Origin of the sequence: Thalassolituus pacificus, from assembly GCF_025318105.1 — a bacterium.
In the GTDB taxonomy this organism is placed as follows: Bacteria; Pseudomonadota; Gammaproteobacteria; order Pseudomonadales; family Oceanobacteraceae; genus Venatoribacter; species Venatoribacter pacificus.
Genome location: NZ_JAOANI010000028.1, coordinates 161,813 through 187,522, shown reverse-complemented (window position 1 = coordinate 187,522; position 25,710 = coordinate 161,813). Strand labels below are relative to the sequence as shown.

General features: G+C 54.6%; 24 protein-coding genes. 16 read left to right on the top strand and 8 right to left on the bottom strand.

The genetic code is table 11. The annotated features are described in order from the left end of the window. Positions 1-80: 80 nt before the first annotated feature. From dksA to mtnC, 16 genes are all read left to right on the top strand, one after another. Positions 81-515, top strand: coding sequence for an RNA polymerase-binding protein DksA (gene dksA, locus NYR02_RS15480; protein ID WP_260977257.1), 435 nt, complete (start codon positions 81-83; stop codon positions 513-515). A 66-nt stretch (positions 516-581) separates the two neighbouring features. Then, positions 582-1,508, top strand: a complete 927-nt coding sequence (gene gluQRS / locus NYR02_RS15475) for a tRNA glutamyl-Q(34) synthetase GluQRS (RefSeq protein WP_260977256.1) — start codon at positions 582-584, stop codon at positions 1,506-1,508. 46 nt (positions 1,509-1,554) lie between these two features. After that, positions 1,555-1,731, top strand: coding sequence for a hypothetical protein (locus tag NYR02_RS15470; RefSeq protein WP_260977255.1), 177 nt, complete (start codon positions 1,555-1,557; stop codon positions 1,729-1,731). Beyond that, positions 1,718-4,651 (top strand): ATP-binding protein, encoded by a 2,934-nt coding sequence (locus NYR02_RS15465; RefSeq protein ID WP_338055957.1) that lies wholly within the window; start codon positions 1,718-1,720, stop codon positions 4,649-4,651. The genes NYR02_RS15470 and NYR02_RS15465 overlap by 14 nt, the downstream gene beginning before the upstream one ends. Then, positions 4,648-6,045, top strand: coding sequence for a sigma-54-dependent transcriptional regulator (locus NYR02_RS15460; protein WP_260977253.1), 1,398 nt, complete (start codon positions 4,648-4,650; stop codon positions 6,043-6,045). Before NYR02_RS15465 ends, NYR02_RS15460 begins: the two co-directional genes overlap by 4 nt. Before the next feature lie 1,303 nt (positions 6,046-7,348). Further along, a complete protein-coding gene (gene pcnB / locus NYR02_RS15455) occupies positions 7,349-8,722 on the top strand; it encodes a polynucleotide adenylyltransferase PcnB (protein ID WP_476756259.1) in 1,374 nt (457 codons plus the stop codon). 18 nt (positions 8,723-8,740) lie between these two features. Then, entirely contained in the window at positions 8,741-9,235 is a 495-nt protein-coding gene (gene folK / locus NYR02_RS15450) for a 2-amino-4-hydroxy-6-hydroxymethyldihydropteridine diphosphokinase (RefSeq protein ID WP_260977251.1), read from the top strand. 88 nt (positions 9,236-9,323) lie between these two features. Then, on the top strand, positions 9,324-10,133 hold the full coding sequence (gene panB / locus NYR02_RS15445) for a 3-methyl-2-oxobutanoate hydroxymethyltransferase (RefSeq protein ID WP_260977250.1): 810 nt from the start codon (positions 9,324-9,326) through the stop codon (positions 10,131-10,133). Further along, complete coding sequence (gene panC / locus NYR02_RS15440; protein ID WP_260977249.1) at positions 10,130-10,990, top strand: pantoate--beta-alanine ligase; 861 nt, start codon at positions 10,130-10,132, stop codon at positions 10,988-10,990. The genes panB and panC overlap by 4 nt, the downstream gene beginning before the upstream one ends. A 110-nt stretch (positions 10,991-11,100) precedes the next feature. After that, the gene (gene panD / locus NYR02_RS15435) at positions 11,101-11,481 is read left to right on the top strand and encodes an aspartate 1-decarboxylase (RefSeq protein WP_260977248.1); all 381 of its coding nucleotides are present in this window, start codon (positions 11,101-11,103) and stop codon (positions 11,479-11,481) included. Positions 11,482-11,666: 185 nt separating this feature from the next. Then, positions 11,667-13,325, top strand: a complete 1,659-nt coding sequence (gene pgi, locus NYR02_RS15430) for a glucose-6-phosphate isomerase (protein WP_260977247.1) — start codon at positions 11,667-11,669, stop codon at positions 13,323-13,325. A 166-nt stretch (positions 13,326-13,491) separates the two neighbouring features. Further along, positions 13,492-15,111, top strand: a complete 1,620-nt coding sequence (locus NYR02_RS15425) for a methyl-accepting chemotaxis protein (protein ID WP_260977246.1) — start codon at positions 13,492-13,494, stop codon at positions 15,109-15,111. A gap of 360 nt (positions 15,112-15,471) precedes the next feature. After that, positions 15,472-16,488, top strand: coding sequence for an S-methyl-5-thioribose-1-phosphate isomerase (gene mtnA / locus NYR02_RS15420; RefSeq protein WP_260977245.1), 1,017 nt, complete (start codon positions 15,472-15,474; stop codon positions 16,486-16,488). Between the two features lie 9 nt (positions 16,489-16,497). Next, a complete protein-coding gene (locus tag NYR02_RS15415; protein ID WP_260977244.1) occupies positions 16,498-17,121 on the top strand; it encodes a methylthioribulose 1-phosphate dehydratase in 624 nt (207 codons plus the stop codon). 9 nt (positions 17,122-17,130) lie between these two features. Beyond that, positions 17,131-17,676 carry a 1,2-dihydroxy-3-keto-5-methylthiopentene dioxygenase gene (locus NYR02_RS15410; RefSeq protein WP_260977243.1) on the top strand — a complete coding sequence of 182 codons (546 nt, stop codon included), beginning with the start codon at positions 17,131-17,133 and terminating at the stop codon, positions 17,674-17,676. Between the two features lie 12 nt (positions 17,677-17,688). Next, positions 17,689-18,396, top strand: a complete 708-nt coding sequence (gene mtnC / locus NYR02_RS15405) for an acireductone synthase (protein WP_260977242.1) — start codon at positions 17,689-17,691, stop codon at positions 18,394-18,396. A gap of 55 nt (positions 18,397-18,451) precedes the next feature. Here the strand turns inward: mtnC and NYR02_RS15400 are convergent, their stop codons facing one another. The 8 genes from NYR02_RS15400 to hfq all read right to left on the bottom strand — a co-directional run bounded on the left by NYR02_RS15400 (position 18,452) and on the right by hfq (position 25,704). Then, positions 18,452-18,898, bottom strand: a complete 447-nt coding sequence (locus NYR02_RS15400) for an acyl-CoA thioesterase (protein WP_260977241.1) — start codon at positions 18,896-18,898, stop codon at positions 18,452-18,454. A 266-nt stretch (positions 18,899-19,164) separates the two neighbouring features. Next, positions 19,165-20,457 (bottom strand): adenylosuccinate synthase, encoded by a 1,293-nt coding sequence (locus NYR02_RS15395; protein ID WP_260977240.1) that lies wholly within the window; start codon positions 20,455-20,457, stop codon positions 19,165-19,167. 24 nt (positions 20,458-20,481) lie between these two features. After that, entirely contained in the window at positions 20,482-21,648 is a 1,167-nt protein-coding gene (locus NYR02_RS15390) for an ATP phosphoribosyltransferase regulatory subunit (RefSeq protein WP_260977239.1), read from the bottom strand. Between the two features lie 11 nt (positions 21,649-21,659). Continuing rightward, a complete protein-coding gene (locus NYR02_RS15385) occupies positions 21,660-21,857 on the bottom strand; it encodes a DUF2065 domain-containing protein (protein ID WP_145469859.1) in 198 nt (65 codons plus the stop codon). A 114-nt stretch (positions 21,858-21,971) separates the two neighbouring features. After that, a complete protein-coding gene (gene hflC / locus NYR02_RS15380; RefSeq protein WP_260977238.1) occupies positions 21,972-22,841 on the bottom strand; it encodes a protease modulator HflC in 870 nt (289 codons plus the stop codon). Further along, entirely contained in the window at positions 22,841-24,022 is a 1,182-nt protein-coding gene (gene hflK, locus NYR02_RS15375) for an FtsH protease activity modulator HflK (RefSeq protein ID WP_260977237.1), read from the bottom strand. The genes hflC and hflK overlap by 1 nt, the downstream gene beginning before the upstream one ends. Before the next feature lie 99 nt (positions 24,023-24,121). Further along, positions 24,122-25,432, bottom strand: a complete 1,311-nt coding sequence (hflX, locus tag NYR02_RS15370) for a ribosome rescue GTPase HflX (RefSeq protein WP_260977236.1) — start codon at positions 25,430-25,432, stop codon at positions 24,122-24,124. Positions 25,433-25,449: 17 nt separating this feature from the next. Continuing rightward, a complete protein-coding gene (gene hfq / locus NYR02_RS15365) occupies positions 25,450-25,704 on the bottom strand; it encodes an RNA chaperone Hfq (RefSeq protein WP_145469863.1) in 255 nt (84 codons plus the stop codon). Between the last annotated feature and the right edge of the window lie 6 nt (positions 25,705-25,710).

Below are 25,710 nucleotides of genomic sequence, written 5' to 3'. Positions count from 1 at the left end.
CGGGGAAGAAAGTGTTATTTCCCGGGGCGCATGGATCCGATGTCCGGTTAAACCGGTTTACCAGGTGAGGCAGTAACGCAATGCCGCAAGATAAAAAAGAATTTGCCCTGTCCGATTTCACACCTTATGAAATTGGCAAAGATGAAGAATACATGAGTGATGCTCAGCTGGAGCACTTCGCCTCGATCCTGCGCAACTGGAAACAGGAGCTGATGGAAGAAGTCGATCGCACCAAAGAGCACATGCAAACCGAGCTGAATAACTACGCCGATCCTAACGATCGTGCCAGCCAGGAAGAAGAGTTCAACCTGGAACTGCGCACCCGTGACCGTGAGCGTAAGCTGATCAAGAAAATTGAGAAGACCATCGACCTGATCGGTAAAGGCGATTACGGCTACTGCGGCGCCTGCGGCGTCGAAATTGGTATTCGTCGTCTTGAAGCCCGCCCTACCGCCGATCTGTGTATCGACTGTAAGACGCTGGCTGAAATAAAAGAAAAACAGCTGGGCGTTTGATCCGGCTGAATGCGCGGCCGCCAGCGGCGTCCGCGCTTTCTTTTTCTTCCGATGACTGACCCTCTTATGTCAGACACTTCTGCAACACCCCCGCCTGAGCATCACACACCTTACGTTGGCCGCTTTGCGCCATCTCCGACCGGGCCTTTGCATTTTGGTTCTTTGCTGGCCGCCGTCGCCAGTTATCTGGATGCCCGTGCGCATCGCGGCCGCTGGCTGGTACGCATCGAAGATCTCGATCCGCCGCGTGAAGATCCGGGCGCAGCCACCGCCATTCTGCATATTCTGGATGCCTACGGCCTGCACTGGGATGGCGAAGTGCGCTACCAGAGCGACCGTCATGAGGCTTATCAGCAGGTACTGCAACAGCTGATCAGCAGCGGCCTGGCATTTCCCTGCCAATGCTCGCGCAAACAACTCGGCGGCCAGCCACATCGCGGCAATTGCCAGTGTCAGGCGCACAGCGATATTGCTTGGCGTTTTCTCTGCCCGCCGGGTGAGTTGTGTTTTGATGATGCTTTACAGGGACGCTGGTGCAGCGATCTCAGTGAGGAGATCGGGGATTTTGTGATTAAACGCCGTGATGGCCCGTGGTCGTATCAGCTGGCAGTCGTCAGCGACGATATTGACCAGGGCGTCACCCATATCGTGCGTGGCATCGACCTGATCGACTCCACCGCGCGCCAGATTCTGCTCTACCAGGCGCTGCGCCACACGGCACCACACTACGCCCATATTCCGGTCGCACTGGAAGCCAACGGGCAAAAGCTGAGTAAACAGAATCTGGCGCAAGCCTTAACAACGCAAAACATCAGCTACACATTATGGCTGGCACTGAGCTGGCTCGGCCAGCAACCGCCCGCCGCCATCCAATCGCTTGCCCCTGGCGAACTGCTCGACTGGGGCGTCGCGCACTGGCAGTCACAAACACTGGCCGGACAGCGCGAACGACCGGCACCCGCTGGCTTTCAGCGCGAAGCGTCTGCCGACTGACAACTTTGTGGTACGCTTGCCGCTTTCATTTTACGACGGCGTGGCTATGTACGATTACCGCCTTGGATTGGCACTGTTGGTGGGGATTTATATGTTCTCCCCCATCATGATGGACTGGTGGCTGGATGACCGCGGCGCCTGGTACAAACCCTTTGCTGTCTGGCTATTGTTGATTGGCTTTTACATCTGGCTGAACCATAAGCGGGGTGATGATGAGCTTTAGTCTGGGCCAGCTGGGGCTGATCGTTCTGGGCTACCTCGGCGCATTATTTACCACCGCCTACTCCGTTGAACGCGGCTGGGTGCCACGCCACTGGGTACGCCATCCACTGGTGTATATCTTCTCATTGGGGGTTTATGCCAGCGCCTGGGCCTTTTATGGCTCGGTCGGTATGGCTAACCAATACGGCTATGGCTTCCTCGCCTATTACCTTGGCATCTCCGGCGCCTTCGTCATGTCGCCGATTCTGCTGCGTCCGATTCTGCATATTGCCCGTATTTATCAGCTGGGATCACTGGCCGATTTGCTCGCCTTCCGTTACCGCTCGCGTCTGGCCGGTATGCTGGTGTCGGTGTTTACGCTGGCGGTAGTGATTCCGATGCTGACCCTGCAGATCAGCGCCATTGCCGACACCCTGCATTTGCTCAACAGCGAATGGCCGGCGACCACGCTGGCATTCGGCTTCTGTATCATCATGATCATTTTTGCTGTGCTGTTCGGTGCGCGTCATGTATCGCCACGGGAAAAGCACGAAGGGCTGGTCTTTGCCCTGGCCTTTGAATCCCTGCTGAAGCTGACCGCCATTCTGGTACTGGCCGGCGTGGCGTTATTTGGCATTTTTGATCAGGTTGGCGGTCTGGAGCAGTGGCTGATTGATAACCAGGACCGCCTGTCCAACCAGCAGATTACCCTGCAGGAAGGCCCGTGGCGCACGCTGCTGCTGGTGTTTTTTGCCGCAGCCATCGTCATGCCGCACATGTTTCATGTGACCTTCACCGAAAACGTAAACAGCGACGCGCTGAAACCAGCCAGCTGGGGTTTTCCGTTATTCCTGCTGGCCATGAGCATGGCGGTACCGCCGATTCTGTGGGCTGGGATTTATCTGGATGTTCAAACCCCGGCCGAATACTTTGCCATTGGTATCGGCCTGAAACTGGAATCACCGTTTCTGGTCATCCTGACCTTTGTCGGCGGCCTGGCCGCGGCCTCAGGCATCATGATTGTGATTACCCTGGCCACGGCGGCGATGTTTCTCAATCATCTGGTACTGCCCTTCCACAAACCCAGTCCGCGTCATGATTTTTATCGCTGGCTGCTGTGGATGCGGCGCTCACTCATCGCTGGCATTCTGCTGCTCGCGTACGGTTTTTATCGTTCCGTCGGAGCCGATCTGGACCTTAACCGCCTGGGCATTCTCGCCTTTGTCGCCGCCCTGCAATTTTTGCCCGGCGTATTGGGCTTGTTGTACTGGCCGAAATCCAATCGCAAAGGATTTTTATCCGGCCTGATCGCCGGCATTCTGGTGTGGATCTACGCCATGCTGCTGCCGTTCTCCGAACTGGCGCTGGGCTGGAATGTTCCCCTGCCGCTGGCGGCGGTGGATGAAAGCAACTGGCACCTGGCAGCGCTGTCGGCCTTCGCCATTAACCTGCTGCTGTTTGTTTTGGTGAGCCTCAGCAGCAAGCAGAAAGCCTCGGAAATGTCCGCTGCCGAAGCCTGCTCCATCGATACCGTTTCGCGTCCCAGTCGCCGGCCGCTGATTGCCGGTAACTCCAATGATGTGATTATGTCGCTGAGCAAACCGCTGGGCCGTTACGTCGCTGAGCGCGAGGTGTATCAGGCGCTGACCGACCTCGACCTGCCCTCTTACGAAGACCGACCCTACGCCCTGCGCCGCCTGCGCGCACGGCTGGAGGCCAATCTGTCCGGCCTGATGGGGCCAACCGTGGCGCACGATATTGTCAGCCGCTATCTGCCGTTTCAGGAAAATGCCGAACTCAGCGAAGATATTTACCAGATTGAACAGCGCCTGGAAGGCTTCCATGACCGCCTGAGCGGATTGGCCGGTGAACTGGATAACCTGCGCCGCTATCACCGTCAGACACTGGAACGCCTGCCGATGGGGGTGTGCTCGCTGGCCGATGACGGCGAGATTCTGATGTGGAATCAGGCGATGACTGAGCTGACCCAGATCGACGCCGCCCAGGTAACCGGCTCACACCTCAGCCGCCTGCCTCCTCCCTGGAACCAGTTGCTGCAGGATTTTGTCGTCAACGAGCCGATGCACGAGCACAAAAAGCGCGTTGATATTGGTGCCCGTCCGCGCTGGTACAGCCTGCATAAATCGGTGATCAAACCCAGTGGCGGTCAGCCCGGCGGGATTGTCGTGCTGATGGAAGATCAGACCGAAACCCAGTTACTGGAAGACGAACTGATGCACAGCGAGCGGCTGGCTTCTATTGGCCGTCTGGCGGCGGGTGTAGCGCACGAAATTGGCAACCCGATTACCGGTATCGACTGTCTGGCGCAAACCATCCGCTACGAAACCGATAACCCCGAGCTGCTGGAAATGGCCAACCAAATTCAGGAGCAGACCAAACGGGTTACCCGCATCGTGCAGTCGCTGATGAACTTTGCCCACGCCGGCCATCATTCTACCGAACACGAGCCGGTCAGCCTGGCGCATGTGATTGATGAGGCGATGCAACTGCTGCGTCTGAGCAAACGCAGCCAGGACATTGCCTTTATTAATGAGTGTGCCGCTGACGTTATGATGCTCGGCGATGACCAGCGTCTGGTACAGGTATTTGTCAATCTGCTGAGCAATGCCCGCGATGCCAGCGAGCCCGGACAAACCATTCGTGTCGTCGCAGAAACCGACGAGCACCAGGTGGTGTTGCGCATTATCGATCAGGGACATGGGATTCCGGCCGATAAGGTCGACCGTATTTTCGAACCTTTTTTCACCACCAAAGACGTCGGCAAAGGCACCGGACTGGGACTGTCACTGGTGTACTCCATTATCGAAGAGCACTACGGCCACATCGCCATCGAAAGTCCGGTCGCCGACGGCCGCGGCACTTGTGTTAAAGTCAGTCTGCCACGTTATCATCACATTGAAGAATCGGAACCCGTTGCATGAGTCACATCCTGGTTGTTGAAGACGAAGCCATTATCCGTCAGTCCGTGCGCCGCCTGTTGCAGCGTCATGACTACGAAGTCACCGATGTGGATTCCCTTGATGCCGCCAAACGTGAAGACTTCAGCCGTTACAGCCTGATCATCAGCGACCTCCGCCTGCCCGGCGGTATGGGAACCGAGCTGGTCGAGTTGGCCGGAGACACTCCGGTACTGATCATGACCAGCTACGCCAGCCTGCGCTCCGCCGTCGATGCGATGAAAATGGGGGCGGTCGATTACATCGCCAAACCGTTTGATCACGATGAAATGATCAAGGCCGTGCAGCGTATTCTGAAAGAATCCAGCCTCAGCCATAAACCGACCAATACTGACCTGCGCAAAGAAGTCAGCCGCGAGTATCCGGTCAGTGGCATTATTGGCAGCTGTGAACCCATGCTGCTGTTGTTCAAAAAAATTAATAAAGTTGCCCCTACCGATGCCACCGTCCTGATTCAGGGTGAATCGGGTACCGGTAAAGAGCTGGTTGCACGGGCGCTGCACAACCAAAGCCGCCGCCACAACGCTGAAATGATTTCGGTGAACTGTGCCGCCATTCCGGAAACCCTGATCGAATCTGAACTGTTCGGCCATGAAAAAGGCGCCTTTACCGGGGCCAATGCCATGCGTCAGGGCCTGGTTGAAGCGGCCGACGGCGGCACCCTGTTTCTCGATGAAATCGGTGAATTACCCCTCGAAGCCCAGGCGCGCTTGCTGCGGGTATTGCAGGAAGGTGAGATTCGCCGTGTGGGCTCGGTACAAAGCAGAAAAGTCGATGTACGTCTGGTGGCCGCAACCCACCGCAATCTGAAAGACCTCGCCAGCCGTGGTGAATTCCGAGAAGACCTTTATTACCGCCTGAATGTGGTTGAGCTGCATTTACCAGCGCTGCGCGAACGGGGCGACGATGTGGTCGAAATTGCCGCCGCCATGCTCACCCGCGCCTGCGAGAAAATGCAGCAGCCAGCGATGCACTTTACCGCAGAGGCCACTCAGGCCATCCGCCAGTACAACTGGCCGGGTAACGTTCGTGAGCTGGAAAACGCGGTGGAACGTGCCGTGATTCTGGCCGATGACGACAGGATTGAGGCTGAATTATTGGGTATCGACCTGTCACCGGATCGCTACGTCAGCCCGGCAATGCGTGAAAACCTGCTGCAGAATGAACAATACGGGCCAGTTGATGGTCAGACCCAGCAAGGCGATCTATCTTTGGATGATTACTTTGTGCACTTTGTGCTGGAAAACGAGCACAACATGACCGAGACCGATCTGGCACGCAAACTCGGAATATCGCGTAAAAGCCTGTGGGAACGCCGTCAGCGTCTGGGCATCCCGCGCAAGAAAGGCAGCAAGTAGTCATTCACGCCCAGAGCCAGGCTCAGATCAACCTCTGCCAGCGCACAAAGTGTAACCGCCCGGTTACACTTTCTTCTCAATATCAGTCATTTACCGCCACCGGTGGTAACACTTTAGTGGAACGCAATTCGCGTCACCTCTCTCGAAAACCCACAACCCATTGATATTCAACGATTTTATTTTATTTTCACTTATTGGCATGGCATTCGCTATATAGTTATCAAAGCAATAAAAAATGCGCCTCATAAAATAAAAATAAGAATCCTGAGCGCGACAGGCCAAACAATAAAAATAAAACCGGCCATTGAGTTCATAACAATAATAACAAGCCCCGACTCACTGAAAGACGATTGCTTTGCCTGCGAAACAGCTGGCAAAGCAATCATCTCTCTTATCTGACCCACTCTTGTTCATCCAACATCTGATTCATACAAACTCTGTTTTTAGCAAACGCTTCCCCATAACCGCTCCGGTATCGCCCCCTGTTCAAGCCATCATGTCTGATGCGCAGCGACACCACTCTTTGATTGCGGCATAACACTCAGTACAACAGCACATCCGCTTCTATCTGCTCAGTCATGCTCTGAAGCCGCGCTCCTCTCATGCCATCCATGAAACAAAAGCCATACTTTATCATGATCAAAAAAGCGCCAGCATTCACAGGTTACCCTGACATGCCACAAAGGTTACACGTTGTTACCCTGGGAACATTTATTGTTACCTCAGGCCTCGAATGAAGTAACACTTTAGTCGAACACATTGGTAACAACACCTTATAAAAACAGTAACCTACTGATTTTAAAGGGAAATTAAAATCTGGCACGACGAATGCTTTATACATAACAGAACACTGCGGCGAACAATAAAAATAACAAACGTCCTCAGTGCCAAACCGGCGACTTATAAAAATAACAAAGCGCCGGAACAAACGGTCTTCGATAACAACAACAATAAAAGACCGGTGTTATGAACACGCTGTTTTGAATGCACAGCTCCATGCTGTGAAGAATAAGAAAAATAAAGGGCAGGAACCTGTCCATTCAAAACAGTCGGTTCGCCAGGTTGAAAAATAACAATAAGAAAAGAGCAGACTCACAAAGCCGCCCATGCGGCTTTTTGTTTGCCTGCAATTTGTTCACCGTGCCTCACGCTCTGTATTGCTCCATATTTATCGCCGCTAAGAACCGCACAGATGAAGGTGCAGCATGATTCAGAGGTTCCTTAAATTCAGGTGAACCGTTACACTCGCCTGCTTCTTTGCAAGACTAAGACTTCTGAATCCGTGAAACGGCCAACCAATTTGATCAAATCTGTCATTCGCCTGTTCGGCAAAAAGAAAGCGCGCACCGATGTCCAACTGACCATCGTGCCACGTGATGAGCACAGCATCAGTCGTAATAACCTCAGCGAAAATGCTCTCAAGGTTCTGTATCGCCTGAATAAAGCCGGGCACCAGGCATTACTGGTTGGTGGTGGCGTTCGCGATACGCTGCTGGGCCTGCATCCGAAAGACTTTGATGTCGCCACCGACGCGACCCCGGAGCAGGTGAATCAGCTGTTCCGCAATTCACGCCTGATCGGCCGTCGTTTCAAACTGGTACACGTGGTGTTTGGCCGTGACGTTATCGAAGTTGCCACCTTCCGCGCGCCGCCAACCGAAGAACATTCGAATAAAATTGCCGCCAAGGGCGATCAGGGCATGATCCTGCGTGACAATGTCTACGGCAATAAAGATGAAGATGCCGTTCGTCGCGACTTCACCATTAATGCCTTGTATTACGACATTGCCGACTACAGCGTACACGCCTATGCCGGTGGTTGGGATGATTTACAGAACCGTCGTCTGCGCCTGATTGGTGACCCGGAAACGCGTTATCGTGAAGACCCGGTGCGTATGCTTCGCGCTATTCGCTTTGCCGCTAAACTGGATTTCACCATTGAAGCGCACACCGCAGAACCGATTCCGGTAATGGCTCCGCTGCTGACACAGATTCCGTCAGCTCGTTTATTTGAAGAAATCCTTAAACTGTTCCTGCACGGCAAAGCGCTCGATACTCTGCGTCTGCTGCGTGAGTACCAGCTGTTTGGCCCGCTGTTTCCGGCGACCGAGCAGTGCCTGGGCGATGATGCACTGGCACTGACCATGGCGGAAAATACCATGCGCAACACCGATGAACGCATCCATGCGGGTAAATCGGTAACACCGTATTTCTTCCTCGCTGCCCTGCTGTGGCCGCCATTGGTTCGTATCCAGAAAGAATTCGAAGCCAAAGGCATGGCACCGCATCCTGCCCTGCAAAAAGCCGCCGACCGCGTGCTGGCACAACAGATTCAAAGCACCGCCATTCCTAAGCGTTTCTCCATTCCGATGCGTGAAATCTGGGAGATGCAATTGCGTCTGGCCCGCACCCAAAGCCGTAAGGCGGAAGATCTGCTGACCCACCCACGCTTCCGCGCTGCCTATGACTTCGTGCTGCTGCGCGAGCAGTCCGGTGAGAACCTGAATGGCATCGGTGGCTTCTGGACGCGCCTGCAACAGGAGCATCCGGATCTGGTGCAAAGCCGTCCACCCCGCGATTTTGATCGTAATAACGAATCGGGCGATCAGGGCGAATTCAAAAAACGCCGCCGTCGCGCACCGCGTAACCGCAACCGCCGCCCGCCTCAGGCTAACTGACGGCGGCCGTTCATACCCATGATTCGCTGCTTTATTGGCCTCGGTGCCAACCTTGATGATCCTGCCGCGCAGATTGCTATCGCCCTGCGCGCGCTGGCCAGGCTTCCCGACAGCCGGCTACTGCGCTGCTCTTCCCTGTATGGCAGCAAACCATTAGGGCCGCAGGATCAGCCAGACTACGTCAATGCGGTCGCTGAGCTGCAAACCACTCTTGAGCCTCTGGCTCTGCTGGATGCCCTGCAGGCGCAGGAGCGTGAACAGGGACGTATCAAGCACCGCCACTGGGGTGAGCGCTGTATCGACCTGGACCTGCTGCTGTACGGTGATCTGACCCTGCTCAGCGAACGTCTGAATATCCCTCACCACGAAATGCACAAACGCAGTTTTGTTCTGCTGCCTCTGCGTGAAATTGCGGCCGACCTGCACCTGCCCGATGGCCGCGCCATTACTGATCTGCAGCCGGAATTCGGTGGCGATCTGCAACGCATCGGGCCACCGCCACAGGTTTGTTGACTGCTCTGACAGTTGACTTATAAACGCCAATCCGCACCATACGCCCCAGATTTGTTTCTAAACAAAACGCTGTAACCGGAGAATGACCATGAGTCCCATCAGTATCCGCTCACTGCAGGCAATGAAAGCCGGGCAGGAAAAATTTTCAGTCCTGACCGCCTACGACGCGACCTTCGCCCAACTGGCGGCCGATGCCGGCGTTGAAGTGCTGCTGGTCGGCGACTCCCTCGGCAACGTTATTCAGGGCCAGGACAGCACACTGCCGGTTACGGTTGATCATATGGTCTATCACACCGAAGCGGTCGTCCGTGGCAACCGGCGCGCCAAGCGTCCGGCATTGATCATGACGGACCTGCCATTCATGAGTTATGGCAACCTGGAACAGGGGCTCGAAAGCGCCCGCAAAGTGATGCAGGCCGGTGCGCACATGGTCAAACTGGAAGGTGATGACTGGCTGATTCCACTGGTTGAATCTCTGGGCCGTCAGGGCGTGCCGGTGTGCGTACACCTCGGCCTGACACCGCAATCGGTGAACAAATTCGGCGGCTACCGCGTTCAGGGCCGTGAAGACGATAAAGCCGAAGCCATGCTGGCCCACTGCATCGCACTGGAGAAAGCCGGTACCGACCTGCTGCTGCTGGAATGCGTGCCCAGCACTCTGGCCGCCCGGATCAGCGCTGCGGTGTCGATTCCGGTTGTCGGCATCGGCGCCGGAGCCGACACCGATGCGCAGGTGCTGGTGATGCACGATATGCTGGGCCTGAACTCCGGTTTCACTCCTAAGTTTGTGAAAAACTTCCTGACCGATGGCCGCAATGTACAACAGGCTTTTGCCGCCTATGTGGCAGAAGTGAAATCCGGCCAATTCCCGGCCGCCGAGCACGGATTCAGCGCATGATTACCGTTCATACCATCAGCGAACTGCGTGAGCACGTCCGCAACGCCCGCAGCAATGGCCGTCGTATCGGTTTTGTGCCAACCATGGGTAATCTGCACGAAGGCCATATCAGCCTGATTGAGCGCTCACTGGCGGAAGACTGCTTTACCGTCTCATCCATCTTTGTGAATCCGCTGCAGTTTAACGACCAGAGCGATTTGGCGCGTTATCCGCGCACCCTGCCGGCGGATCAGGAAAAACTGGCGGCAGCAGGTTGCGATCTGTTATTTGCACCCGACGTCAATGAGATGTACCCCAACGGACAGGACGCCCAAAGCATTGTGCATGTGCCGGTCGTGTCCGAGGGCCTGTGCGGCGGCAGCCGCCCGGGGCATTTTGATGGCGTATCCACGGTGGTCAGCAAACTGTTCAATCAGGTTCTGCCGGATATCGCCTTCTTTGGTGAAAAAGACTTTCAGCAGGTGGCGGTGATCCGCAAGATGGTAAACGACCTGTGCATGCCGGTAGAAATCGTCCCGGTAGCCACCAAACGGGCTGATGACGGACTCGCCTTAAGTTCGCGTAACGGTTATCTGAACGCCGATGAACGCGCGCTGGCGCCGGGCCTGTACCTGACCCTGACCGAGATTGCCGCCGACTTCAAGGCCGGCAAAGACCTTGCCGTCAGTCTGAAAGAAGCGGCAGAACGTCTGCAGCAGCGTGGTTTCCGTCCCGATTACCTGGAAATCCGCCGTTCCTCAGACCTGGCAACCGCCACTCTGGGTGATCACTCTGTCGTCGTTTTGGCCGCGGCTTTCCTTGGCTCAGCGCGCTTAATTGATAATCTTCAGGTGACATTGAATCAGGCGAATGATTGAGGCATACTTCGCCGCCTTGCGCCCATATGGGTGATAAGTGAACAATTCCGGCGTCGCGGGATTCTGTCCTGCGGCGAAGAATCGTCCGAATAGTAAAGAAAGGGTTTACCATGCAATCCATCATGCTCAAAGCCAAGCTTCATCAGGCAAGGGTTACGCACTCAGTCCTGAACTATGAAGGCTCTTGTGCCATTGACGGCCAGTTACTGGATCTCGCGGGCATGCGTGAGTTTGAACAGATCCAGATCTATAACATCAATAATGGCAAACGCTTCACCACCTATATTATTCGTGGCGAAGATGGTTCAGGTATCATTTCCGTTAATGGTGCTGCAGCGCATATGGCTGATGTGGGCGACCGCATTATTATTTGTGCTTACGCGAACTATGACGAAAAAGAACTGGCTACGTTCAAGCCTAAAATGGTTTACCTGAACGCCGATAACAGCGTCAGCCATACCAGCTTCGATATTCCGGTTCAGGTTGCCTGAGTTCATCTCACAGCCTGCCCCATAAACGCCGCTTTTCAGCGGCGTTTTTTTTACTTCGCTCACCCGGACAATACTTACGTTCTGCTGGCAATACTTCCCCCCTGAGCTTTGCCGTTGTTGCTGCCTTCCGTATACTCGCCGCATCTGATTTGTCGTTGTTATCCGACCGTATTTAAGGAAAGCCCATGGCCGTTACAGGAAGCCTGACCCAGTCTGAGATCTGGAAATCGCTGCAGCAGCATCATCTGTCCATCAAAGACCAGCATATGCGCGACTGGTTTGCTGATGATCCTTACCGTTTTGAGCGCTTCCATATCCAGGCAGCCGGACTGAGTCTGGATTACTCCAAAAACCGGGTCACCGAAGAAACCATGCGCCTGCTGCTGCAACTGGCCAAAGAGCGCGAACTGCCGTTGCACATAGACAATATGTTCAGTGGTGAGGCCATCAACCGCAGCGAAAAGCGCCCGGCTCTGCATACCGCCCTGCGCAATTTCAGCGACCGTCCGGTGATGGTGAACGGCCAGGACATCATGCCGGAAATCAAAGACACCGTGCATCGTATGGAAGAGTTCTGCTGGAAGATCCGCCGTAACCAATGGCGTGGCTACAGCAACAAACCTTTTACCGACGTGGTATCCATTGGCATCGGCGGTTCATTCCTTGGCCCCAAACTGGCTTCCGGAGCGCTGAAACCTTACTGGGACAGTCGCCTGACGATCCACTATCTGGCCAATATTGACGGCTCGCACATTACCGAGATTCTTAAACGTCTCGATCCGGCCACCACGCTGTTTATTATCCAGTCAAAGTCGTTCAGTACGCAGGAAACCCTGAAGAATGCGCTGGCCTGCCGGCGCTGGTTCCTCGATAACGGCGGCAACGAAAGCGATCTGGCCAAGCACTTTACCGCCGTATCATCCAACGTTGAAAAAGCCGTTGAATTTGGTATCGCCAAAGAAAATATTTTCCCGATGTGGGATTGGGTCGGCGGCCGTTATTCACTCTGGTCAGCCATTGGTCTGCCGCTGGCGCTGGCGATTGGCATCGACAACTTCCGCGATTTGTTACGCGGTGCCTTTGAAATGGACGAGCATTTCCGCACCGCGCCACTGGAACAGAATATGCCGGTACTGATGGCATTGCTGGGGGTCTGGTATGTCAATTTCTTTGGTGTGAACTCCCACGCCATTCTGCCCTACGACCATTATCTGCGCACATTACCGGCCCACCTGCAGCAACTGGATATGGAAAGTAACGGTAAGTCGGTGACCGCCGATGGTTATCAGGTTGACTATCAGACCGGCCCGATCATTTGGGGTGGTGTAGGCACCAACGGCCAGCATGCATTTCACCAGCTGCTGCATCAGGGCACCCACTTCTCGCCCTGTGACTTCATTATGCCAATGTGCAGCCACAACCCCATTGATAACTTCCACGCCATACTGGTCTCCAACTGCCTGAGCCAAAGTCAGGCCCTGCTGCAGGGCAAATCGGAAGAAGAAGCGGTTGAGGAACTGATTGCCGCCGGCATGAGCAAAGCCGAAGCCATCGTCCTGGCGCCGCAGAAGGTAATCCCCGGAAACCGCCCAAGTAACACGCTGTACTACCCGAAATCCAAGCCCCAGACCATCGGGGCCTTAATCGCACTGTATGAACATAAAGTGGCCGCTCAGGGCATGCTCTGGGGCGTTAACTCCTTCGATCAGTGGGGTGTTGAGCTGGGCAAGCAGCTTGGTAATAAAGTATTGGAAGCGCTGGAATCACAACGTATTCCGCAGCATTTTGATGGTTCTACCAACGGCCTCGTGCGTGCGTTCCAGCAGATGCAGGAAATGCTCTGATCCCGTCTGATACTCAGGCATGAGCCCTGCCTCATGCCTGAGCACTACTAAATACCCTTATTTTCTTCCGCCGCAAAGGACGCGCTGACTATCACGTCAGTTCGCTTGAGCAGCGGCGTTTCATCGGCTATTCCTAATGCTGAGTTATCAATCAGGATGATGCTGAATGACCCTGTTCAACGGACTATCACTGCGTTACAAAATATTCGCCATTGCCCTGACGGGCGCCGCCGGCTTTATCATCTATCTGGGCTACTCGCTTTTGGCACAACAGCGAATGGAGTCCAGCCTGAACCACATGGAAAAGATCACCTTCCCGCTGACGGAAAAAATCGACCACAGCGGTCTGTTGCTGTTTAAGGTGCGGAACGAACTGGCCAACGCGGTGGCTGACCTGGATGAAGACCGCATCAACGAAGCACGCCGCCACCATGAGGATATGCAGGCAACGCTGACCGACATCCGCCAGCTGCTGCCGGACAGCCAACAACAACTGCAGGAGCTGAACGCCGCTTACAACCAGTACTGGGCGAGTGCCAGCCAGATGGCCGAAGGGATGATTCAGGGCACAATTGAACTTGCGCAACTGGCCCAGCAGGCGCAAAAAGCCAATCAGACTTACGATGCGTTCAGCAAAATGCTGGAACAACTGCGTCAGCAAAACTACCGTAATTTCTCCGCCGAAATTCAGGCAACCAGTAATGAAAGCAGCCGTACCCTGCAAGTGGGACTGGTCATTGCTCTGATCATGATCGCCATGCTGCAGTTTACGGCCTGGTATATATCCAGCCTGATCACCCGCCTGGTCAACCGTATTGTGCACTCGCTGGGAGCCATGGCGACTGGCCATGGTGACCTCACCGTACGCCTGCAAACCCGCGCTACCGACGAAATCGGTAAACTGGTCACCAACTTCAATGGCTTTATCAGCCATCTGCAACTGCTGGTACGGGTAATGGCCAACCTCAGTCTGGGCGTTTCGGCGGGTTCAGAAAAAGTACTGACCATCGCCACCGCGACCCGCCGTGGTATCGAGCATCAGCAGGATGAAATTGAACAGGTGGCTACCGCCGTCAATCAGATGTCAGCCACCGCCTCCGAAGTGGCTGAGAGCGCGGAGTCCGCTGCCGATGCAACACGCAAAGCCAGTGACGAGACCAGCGCCTCACAAAAAGTGATGGAAGCGAATATCCGCGCCATTACCGAGCTGGTAGAGGATGTTCAGCGTGCGCGCGACGTCATCCAGACGCTGTCCAAAGAAAGCGAGTTAATCGGTAATGCTTCAAAAACCATTCAGGGCATTGCTGCACAAACCAACCTGCTGGCACTGAATGCTGCCATCGAAGCCGCCCGGGCCGGTGAACAGGGCCGTGGCTTTGCCGTCGTCGCCGATGAAGTACGGGCACTGGCGGCCCGTACCGAAGAAACCACCAGCGATATTCAGAGTGTTACCGAACGACTCAACCGCAATATGCAGGAGGCGGTACAGGTGATGGAGCTGAGCCAGAGCAATGCACAGAAAGCGGTCGAACAATCACGTCAGGCCGAAAGCTCACTCAACAGCATCATGCAGCACGTGACCACCATCAACAATATGAACGCACAGGTGGCCACCGCCGCCGAAGAGCAAAGCCAGGTCGCTGCCGAAATCAGCGCCAACATCGTGCGTATTAATCAGGTATCCGAAAACACCGTGCGCGAAGCCACCAATACCGCCAGCGCTTCCGAACAGCTGGCGGAACAGGCTGAGCAACTGCGCAGCATCGTAAACGAGTTTAAAGTTTAGGATCAGGTGTCATTCGGCCAGGGCCTGTTAACACTAAGTGAACCGGACCTGCTGAGAGCCAGTTTTTCTCAGAACAAGGAGAGAGAAGTGATATTAGCAGGCTAAATGAATGACGAACGACGATGTTTATGGGGAAAACTGGCTTCAGCCCGAAGGGTTATCGCTAAAAATCCCTCATCCTGCGTTGCTGTTCGTTCGCTTAACCCGTTAGGCAACACTCTCAGCGCCTTGCCTGAGACATTTTTAGCCAATAACAGGCCTGTTCAATTAGTGTTAACAGGCCCTAAAATAGCCGCCTTATTTTAAGCGCGTGGCAGAGGTATTATCACTGTCACGCGCCTTGCTATCAGGACGGCCACCATGTCTGTACATTCTGCATCCGCACACGCTTCTTTTCATGCCATTGAATGGCGCCAGCAAAGCCTGCACCTGCTTGATCAGCGCGTTCTCCCGCACGAACACCGTGTACTCGAATACACCACCGCCGCCGAAGTCGCCGATGCTATCCGCGCCATGGTCGTGCGCGGTGCCCCGGCCATTGGTATTGCCGCGGCTTATGGCTATGCTCTGGACGCACTGGCCGGACGCGATCTGCAACAGGCTTATCATGTTCTGGCAGAATCCCGCCCAACCGCCGTGAATCTGTTCTGGGCGCTGGAGCGTATGGCCGCGCTGAACTCCGCCGATGCTCATACACTGGTGGCCGAAGCCCGTAAGATTCACGAAGAAGACATTGCCGCCAACCTCGCCATGGGCGAATTCGGTGCCTCGGTATTGCCGGAAAATGCCGTGATCTACACCCACTGCAACACCGGCGCACTGGCCACCGGTGGTCATGGCACCGCCCTTGGCATTATCCGCAGCGGTTATGCTGAAGGTAAGGTTACTCAGGTGTATGCCGGTGAAACCCGCCCATGGTTACAGGGGGCACGTCTCACCGCCTGGGAGTTGATGCAGGATCAGATTCCGGTATCGCTGGTCTGCGACGGCGCGGCTGCACAACTGTTCCGTCAGGGTAATGTGGATTGGGTCATTGTTGGTGCCGACCGCATTACCGCCAACGGCGATGTGGCCAACAAAATCGGTACCTACAGCCTGGCCGTTCTGGCCAAGCATCATGGTGTCAAAGTCATGGTCGCCGCACCGACCACCACCTTCGACTTAACCCTGGCCAGCGGCGACGATATTCCGATTGAGCAGCGCCCACAGGAAGAAGTCACCAGCCTGTTTGGCCACCCTATTGCACCGCAAGGCTGCCATGCAATTAACCCGTCATTTGATGTTACCCCGGCCGGGCTGATTGATGTGATCGCCACCGAAAAAGGCCTGATCATGCAACCCGACCGCGACAGCGTTGCGCTGCTGCTGGCGCGCTGAGGAATGGCCATGTTCAATCAGCAGGATTTTGCCCGCGCCGCCCAGGCGCTGTGCGATTACGGCCGCATCCTCTACAGCCGTGGCTGGTCACCGGCCACCAGTTCCAACTATTCCGTACGCCTGAATGAGCAGTGCTGCGCGCTGACCAGCTCAGGCAAGCATAAAGGCGAGCTCACTCCGGCGGATATTCTGGTCGTTGACTGGCAAGGCCACGCACTGACTTCAGGCAAGCCTTCCGCCGAAACCCTGTTGCATACTCAATTGTATGAGCGTGATCCGACCATTGGTGCTGTGCTTCATACCCATTCGCCGGTGGCGGTGGTGCTGTCACAAATCTGGCCACAGGATCAGCTACAGCTTAGCGGCTGGGAACTGCAGAAAGCCTTTGCCGGGGAAACTACCCACGAAGACACCCTCAGCTTCCCGCTGTTTGCCAACGATCAGGACATTGCCCGTCTGGCCGCTCTGGTCGAACAGCACATGAGCACCCAGGGCCAGGGCCACGCCTACCTGATACGCGGCCACGGCGTGTACACCTGGGGCAAAGATCTGGCGGAATGTTTCCGTCATCTGGAAGCGCTGGAAAACCTGTTAGGCTACCAGCTCGAATTGCTGAAACTCCGTCAACTCTAAGGGACTGCCATGAGCATTATCCGCATCTATACCGATCACGATACAACGAACCTGTTGTTCACCAGTGATAACAGCAGCAAGATTCAGTCGCGACTGGCGGAGATCGGCGTACGCTTCGAGCAGTGGCAAACCGGCAGCGACCTCAGTGCCGGGGCGCAACAGGAAGAAGTCATCAGCGCCTATCAACAGGATATCGAACGCCTGATGCGTGAGGACGGTTACCAAACTGTGGATGTGGTCAGTCTTAATTCCGATCATCCGCAAAAGGCTGAACTGCGCCAGAAATTCCTCAGCGAACATACTCACAGCGAAGACGAAGTACGCTTTTTTGTCTCCGGTGAAGGTCTGTTCACCCTGCACGCCGAACAAAAAATCTTTGAAGTGTTATGCCAGAAAGGCGACCTGATCAGCGTACCGGCCAATACTCCCCACTGGTTTGATATGGGACCGAACCCCGGTTTTATTGCCATCCGTCTGTTTAATAATCCCGACGGCTGGGTCGCCAACTTTACCGGCAGCGACATCGCCGAACGCTTTAACCGTCTGGAAAACTGAGCCGCAACCCTGATGACCGTAAAACTGATTCTGACCGATATTGAGGGCACCACGTCCTCCATTGCGTTTGTTAAAGACGTGTTGTTCCCCTATGCCGCACAGCATTTACCGGACTATATACGCAACCATCTGAGTAATCCCCAGGTGCAAGAACACCTGACGGCTACAGCACAACTGGCTGCCGCGGAGGGCCTGAATATTGATGCCAGCGATCATGAAGCGCTGATCGCCCTGCTGCAGGAATGGATCGCCGCCGACCGCAAAGTAACACCGCTGAAAGCACTGCAGGGGCTGATCTGGGAATCGGGCTACAAGAACCGTGATTACGCCGCCCATATGTATGCCGATGCCACCGAATATCTGCAGCGCTGGCATGCCAACGGTATTCCGCTGTATGTCTATTCTTCTGGCTCAGTACAGGCACAGAAGCTGTTTTTCGGATATTCACAGGATGGCGATCTGCTGCCGTTGTTCAGCGGTCATTTCGATACTCTGGTTGGCGGCAAACGTGAGGCCGGTTCCTACCGGAATATCCTCGCCGAACTGCAGAAGCAACATGATATTCAGGCGGCGGATGTGCTGTTTCTGTCGGATATCGCTGAAGAACTGGATGCCGCGCGCGAAGCGGGCATGCAGACCTGCTGGCTGGTGCGTGATGGTGCATTGCCGCAGAACACCACTCATACCGCCGTCAGCAGCTTTGCCGACATAGTGCTGTGAAGCTCAGCAGCGGCAAAAAAACGGCAGGATTATCCTGCCGTTTTTATTGGGCCTGTCAGCTCGATGCCTTTTCCGCTAAATACGGCTCCAGTTTCAGAATACTTTCTGCCAACGCCGGTGGAATCTCACAGGGACGCCCGGCCTTGTAATCAAAGAACACCAGCAGACTTTCACCTTTGGCCACCAGGCGCGATGTTTCGTGGCTCCAGACCGCGTACTCCTGGGTAATACGCCCGCTCTCCAGCTGCACACTGCGGATACCGACACTCAGCGTGTCCGGGTATTTCACCGGTGCCAGAAATTTAGCATTGGTCGACGCCAGAATCGGCCCGCGGGCGTAGTTGTTCATGTAATCGAGAATTTTCAGGTTGTCGAAATACTGCACCCTCGCACTCTCAAAGTAGCGGAAGAACTGAGCGTTATTGACGTGCTGAAAGGCATCCATTTCGCCCCAGGCCACCGTTACTTCAATGACGACCGGATAATCATACAAATCCTGCATTGCGTTTTCCTGTTGTTAAAGTGGTGAGAACCGGCCTCTGTGTGCCGGTTTTCTGACAATTATTGATGTCTTAAAAGTCAGAAAAGACATTTTAGCAATAGCCGTGCCTTTATTTCCTGAAAGGAATCGTAGTTAGAAAAAATGAAAAATTAATGATTAAAGATCACGGATATGACGAAAAAGCGCGACCCTCTCCGGACGGCAGGCATAAAAAAACCCCGGAGCTTACGCTGCGGGGTTTCTCTTCGTACCAGAAAGTGCCGGAATTACAGCTCGAAGCTGTGGCGCAGGACGATGGTTTCTATACGGTCAGGACCGGTAGAAATGATATCGATTGGCGCTTTGATGGCCTCTTCGATAAAACGCACGTAGGCGCGCGCATTTTCTGGCAGCTCATCAATGCTCTTGGCACCGAAGGTTGACTCCGTCCAGCCTGGCAGCTCTTTATAGACCGGTTTGATTTTATCAAACTGATCAGCACTGGCCGGTACATTAACGGCGTTGCCATCGGCATCTTCATAACCGACACACACCTTAATGGTTTCCAGACCGTCCAGTACGTCGAGCTTGGTCAAACAGATGGTGTTGATGGAGTTAACGCGGATCGCGTGCTTCACCAGCATCGCATCAAACCAGCCACAGCGGCGGTCACGACCGGTCGTGGTGCCTTTCTCTTTGCCAACGGTCGCCAGGTGCACACCCACGTCGTCAAACAGTTCGGTCGGGAACGGACCAGAACCCACACGGGTGGTGTAAGCCTTGGTAATACCCAGAATCTGATCCAGATACAGCGGGCCTACGCCGGAACCGGTCGCTACGCCACCGGCAGTGGTGTTGGACGAGGTTACGAACGGATAGGTACCGTGGTCGATATCCAGCAGTGTGCCCTGGGCACCTTCAAACATGATATCGCCACCGCTTTCGCGGATTTCATGCACCAGGTTCACGGCGTCAACAACAACGTCTTTGATCTGTGCGGCCCAATCCATGCAGGATGCCAGGGTTTCTTCGTAGCTGACTTCGTCAACGCCGTAGTAATTTTTCAGCGAGAAGTTATGGTATTCCATTACTTCTTTCAGCTTGTCGGCAAATTCCGGCTGATACAGATCGCCAACGCGCAGGCCGCGACGGGATACTTTATCTTCGTAGGCCGGGCCGATACCACGACCGGTGGTACCGATCTTGGCATTGCCGCGTTTGATTTCACGGGCCTGATCCAGAGCACAGTGATACGGCAGAATCAGCGGACAGGCATGGGAAATGCGCAGACGCTCCATCACCGGTACACCACGCTCTTCCAGGGCGCGGATCTCTTTCAGCAACGCATCCGGAGCAACCACCACACCGTTCCCGATGATACAGGTCACGCCATCACGCAGGATGCCGGATGGAATCAGGTGCAGTGCGGTTTTTTCACCGTTGATTACCAGTGTATGACCAGCATTGTGACCACCCTGAAAACGCACCACTGCGGCGGCTTTTTCAGTCAGCAGGTCAACAATCTTACCCTTACCTTCGTCACCCCATTGGGTGCCCAGAACAACAACGCTTTTGCCCATCGCGGTATCAATCACTCTAAAAAATTAAGCTTCGACCAGCTGCCACTGGCCATCCAGTTTTTTCAGATACAGATCCGCCCGGATCGCATCATCGTTCAACGGCACCACTACCCGCTTGCCCTGCTCACGCAATTGCGCAATCAGTTGCCATAAGGCCGGGTCATTATCATTGGGTGCAACTACTGTCTGTTTTGCTTCTGTCTGATAGGTACCAAAACGTGCCAGTACTTTCAGATCGGCACTGAAGCCGGTTGCCGGACGGGCACGGCCAAATACGGCACCGGTTTCGTCATAACGGCCTCCCTGGGCAATGGCATCGCCATAACCTGGGATATAAGCGGCAAACACCAGACCGGTGTGATAGTTATAGCCGCGCAGCTCGGTCAGGTCGAAATACAGTGACGTCTGCGGGAAACGCAGCGCCAGCTGTTCAGCCACCTGCTGGATATGCGCCAGTTCAGCGGAGGTTTCCGGTACCAGCTCGGCCATACGGCTGATGGCGGCATCCAGTTTCTGACGGTCGCCCTGCAGGCGGATCAGCAGCGCAAAGGCTTCAGCCAGTGCGGCATCCTGAATTTCGCGCGCGGCCCAGGCTTCAAGGTCGGTGGCGCATTTCAGTTTCAGCAGATCAAATAATTCGCGTTGTTGCTCGGCACTGATACCGGCCTTGGCCGCCAACGCACGGAAGACACCAACATGGCCCAGGTCCAGATGCACCTGCTGCACACCGGCGGACTCAAGCAGGGTCAGCATCAGGCTGATGATCTCAACGTCAGCACCAACACCGGCTTCACCGTACAGTTCAGCACCAATCTGCGTCGGGGTCCGACTGGCCAGCAGCGAGCTGGCCTTGGCGTGGAATACGGTACGGCAATAGCTCAGACGGCTGATGCCTTCCGGCGCCAGACTGTGAGCGTCGATACGGGCAACCTGAGGCGTGGTATCGGCACTCAGGCCCATCAACCGGCCAGACAGCTGGTCAGTGACTTTAAAGGTACGCAGATCGAGATCTTTACCGACGCCGGTCAGCAACGAGTCAAGATATTCAAGCGCCGGTGGAATCACCAGGTCGTAGCCACTGTTATCCAGCTGGTCGAGCAAACGGCGACGCAACTGTTCAATCCGCCGCGCCTGAGGCGGCAGCACTTCTTCAATACCATCCGGCAATAGCCAACGGTCAGCGCTAGTCATCGTCCAGCCTTTTAATTGATTACGTAAAGTAAACCCAGCCCGATCAACATGCTGATCAGACCGGTCATGCGCATCGTGCGATCATCGACGGTAGCCAACTGAGCGACCAGCTTGCGCCATCGGGCGGGGTAGAGAAACGGCATTACCCCTTCAAGAATAAACACCAGGCAGAGGGCGATAGCGAATTCGCGCCATAAATCGGGCTGCACCGGAGGTCCTCAAAAGAAAATCGCACAAAAAAACCGGGCACCAGGCCCGGTTACAGGATTCTACCAAAGCCGCTGCGCCTTGAACATGGTTAAGGCGCGGGCATTGGTTATTGCTTACTTGCCTTTTGCGTCCTTCATATAACGGAAGAAGTCGCTGTCCGGCTCCAGCAGCAACACATCGCCCTGGCTGAAGGTCTGTGTATAGGCCTTCAGGCTACGGGTAAAGGCGTAGAACTCTGGGTCTTTGTTGTAAGCAGACGCATAAATACGTGCAGCTTCAGCATCACCCTCACCCTTGGTGCGCTCTGCATCACGGTAAGCTTCAGCTTCCAGTACGGTTTTCTGACGATCGGCGTCGGCCTGAATACCTTCTGACAGCTCTTTACCCTGTGAGCGGTGTTCGCGTGCTTCACGCTCACGTTCCGCCGACATACGGTTATACACCGAGGCACTCAGATCATCCGGCAGATCGACGGCTTTCACGCGCATATCGAGAATCTCAATACCCAGATCATCCTGAGTTTGCGTATTCAGCGCGGCGGTGAGTTTGGTCATCAGCTGGTCACGCTCACCGGATACCACTTCATGCAGGGTACGGTTGGCGATTTCATCACGCAGACCTTTGTTCACCAGGTTAGCCAGCAGGTTAGAAGCTTCCTGGCGGTTACCGGAAGTGGCTTTGTAGTAGGAATTGACATCCTTAATACGCCACTTGGTGAACGAGTCGACGATCACGTATTTCTTACCGGAGGTCAGAAAATGCGATGGATTGGTATCCAGTGTCAGTACCCGTGCATCAAAACGCTTCACGTTCTGCATAAACGGTACTTTCCAGTGAATACCCGGTTTGATGTCGTTATCGACCACTTCACCGAACTGCAGTTTGATCGCCCGCTCGGTTTCGTTGATGACGTACAGACCCTGACTGGCTACCAACAGCAGCACACCCAGAACGATCAGACTCAATAAAGCTTTCGGAGACATTAACGACCCTCCCTGCGAGTAGTGTTACCAGTGCTGTTCTGACGGGTGCGGACTTCGTTCAGCACCTGATCGGTCAAACGGGAAATATCCCCCGTGCTCAGAGAGCCACCTTCGCCTTTCGCGGCCGGCAGATTCTGCATCAGCTTATCCAGCGGCAGGTACATCATGTTGTTACCGCCTTTAACATCCACCAATACTTTGCTGGTGTTGGTGTACACATCCGACATGGCTTCAATGTACAGACGCTCACGGGTAACCGCCGGCGCTTTTTTGTATTCGGAATACAGGTTATTGAAACGTGCCGCCTCACCTTCTGCGCGAGCAACGATACGGTCTTTATAAGCGCTGGCTTCTTCCAGTTGACGCTGAGCGCGACCTCGGGCTTCCGGCACAACCGCATTGGCGTAGGCTTCAGCTTCGTTGATAAAGCGCTCTTTATCTTGCTTGGCTTTCTGCACGTCATCGAATGCTGCCTTCACCTGAGCCGGTGGGCGGGCATCTTTAATGTTGACGTTGGTCAGCACCATACCGGTCTGATAACGGTCGAGGTAATCCTGCAGACGAATCTGTACTTTCTCGGCCAGCACTGCCCGGCCAGTCGTCAGAATCGGATCCATGGCCGCCGAACCGACTTCATGGCGCAGGGCACTTTCAGCAGCTGACAGCAAAGTACGCTCCGGCAGCTCAACACGCAGGGCGAAAGCAATAGGATCGGCCACCCGGTATTGAGCGTTCAGTTCAACTTCGACGATGTTTTCGTCTTCGGTGAGCATACGTTCTTTGATTTCGGCTTCACGCACTTTGGTGGTGTTGACCGGAATCACCTGATCAACCAGCGGCACTTTAAAGTGCAGACCCGGACTTTCCGTTTTCAGGTATTTACCCAGACGCAGCACAACACCACGTTCCTGCTCGTCGAGGGTATAAAAAGAATTAAAGGCCAGCATCACCACCAGAATGGCCGCCGCAATACCAAAGAAACCGCCGGCACCGCTACCGCTGTTACCGCCGTTATTGTTATTGCCATTTCCCTTACCGAACAGACCGTTAATCTTGTCCATCAGTTGTTTCAGGGCATCATCCAGATCCGGTGGCTGATTACCGCGATTTTTATTACCGCGGTTGTTGTTACCCCAGGGATCATTGGGATTGCCCTTTCCGCCGGGCTCATTCCAGGCCATAAGTCACTCCAGTTAGGCAGACAATTTGATGCGCACGTCCGTATGACAACGCATCCTGAAAAATATCGGAACCGGATGCACCGGGCAAACTGCAATTATTCAGTGCCAGGCTTCCTGTATCGGTTCAAGAAAACGGCTTTCGGCGACATCAGCACGCGCCAGCGCACGCTTGAAATCCTGACGCTGCATTCTCAGGGTCAGTACCATATCACCGTTTTCAGCATAGTGTTCTTTCTGTATGGCACCCAAATCGTAAAGAATTGCACGTAACTTGGCTTCCGCCGGGTGCAGACAGATCTCTTCATTGAAGACTTCGGTGCTCAATAACTCGCCAATGGCCTGATTCAACAAGTCCAGTCCAAGGCGCTGCTGTGCCGATACCCAAACCGCCACAGGTTGCCCCTGATCATCACGATCAATGCGTGCTTCAGCCTGTTCAAGCAGGTCTATTTTGTTATAGACCCGCAGTTGCGGCACAACATCCGCTTCGATTTCTTTTAATACCAGTTCAACCTGCTGAATGTTGCCCTCACGTTCCTGCGCAGCGCAGTCGATGACATGCACCAGCAGATCGGCTTCGGCCGCTTCCTGCAAAGTGGCCTGAAACGCCTCAACCAGTTTATGCGGCAAATGACGGATAAAACCAACGGTATCCGCCAACACCACTTCACCAACATTATCCACTGCAAAACGGCGCAGAGTCGGATCGAGGGTCGCAAATAACTGATCCGCGGCATACACATCAGCCGTCGTCAGGGTATTAAACAACGTCGATTTACCAGCGTTGGTGTAACCGACAATGGCCACACTGGGAATGGATGAGCGCTTGCGCGCACGGCGGTTCTGATCACGCTGGGCATGAACCTTTTCCAGCCGGGCGTTAATATTTTTAACCCGTTCGCGCAGCAGACGGCGGTCGGTTTCGAGCTGGGTTTCACCCGGCCCGCGCAGACCAATCCCCCCTTTCTGACGCTCAAGGTGAGTCCAGCCACGGATCAGACGGGTCGACTGAAACTGCAGCTGCGCCAATTCAACCTGCAGCTTACCTTCATGGGTACGCGCACGCTGGGCAAAAATATCGAGAATCAGACCGGTACGGTCGAGAACACGGCACTGTAAAGCCCGCTCCAGGTTACGTTCCTGACTGGGGGATAGTGCGTGATTGAAAATAACGAGCTCTGCGCCATGCAGGCGCAGAACCTGTCCGATTTCCTCAACCTTACCTTTACCGATAAAGGTTTTGGGATCGGGGGTAGAACGTTTGGTGGTCACCAGATCCAACGGATCGGCACCTGCCGAAATCACCAGCTCTTTGAACTCGTTAAGGTCCTCGCGATTGAGGCCCTCAGGAAAATCAATATGAACCAGTACTGCGGTTTCGCCGCTATTATCCGGGCGTTCAAAGAACAAATCAGCGACTCCTGCGTTTACTCGTCGCTGCTACCATCAACTTCGCCGGTATCTGCAGGCTGCAGACGCACATTGCGGGATGGCACAACAGTAGAAATTGCGTGTTTATAAACCATCTGACTAACAGTGTTTTTCAACAAAATAACAAATTGGTCGAATGATTCGATCTGACCTTGCAGCTTGATGCCGTTTACCAGAAAAATAGACACTGGAATACGTTCTTTGCGCAGCTGATTGAGGTAAGGGTCTTGTAGAGAATGCCCTTTTGACATAATGGT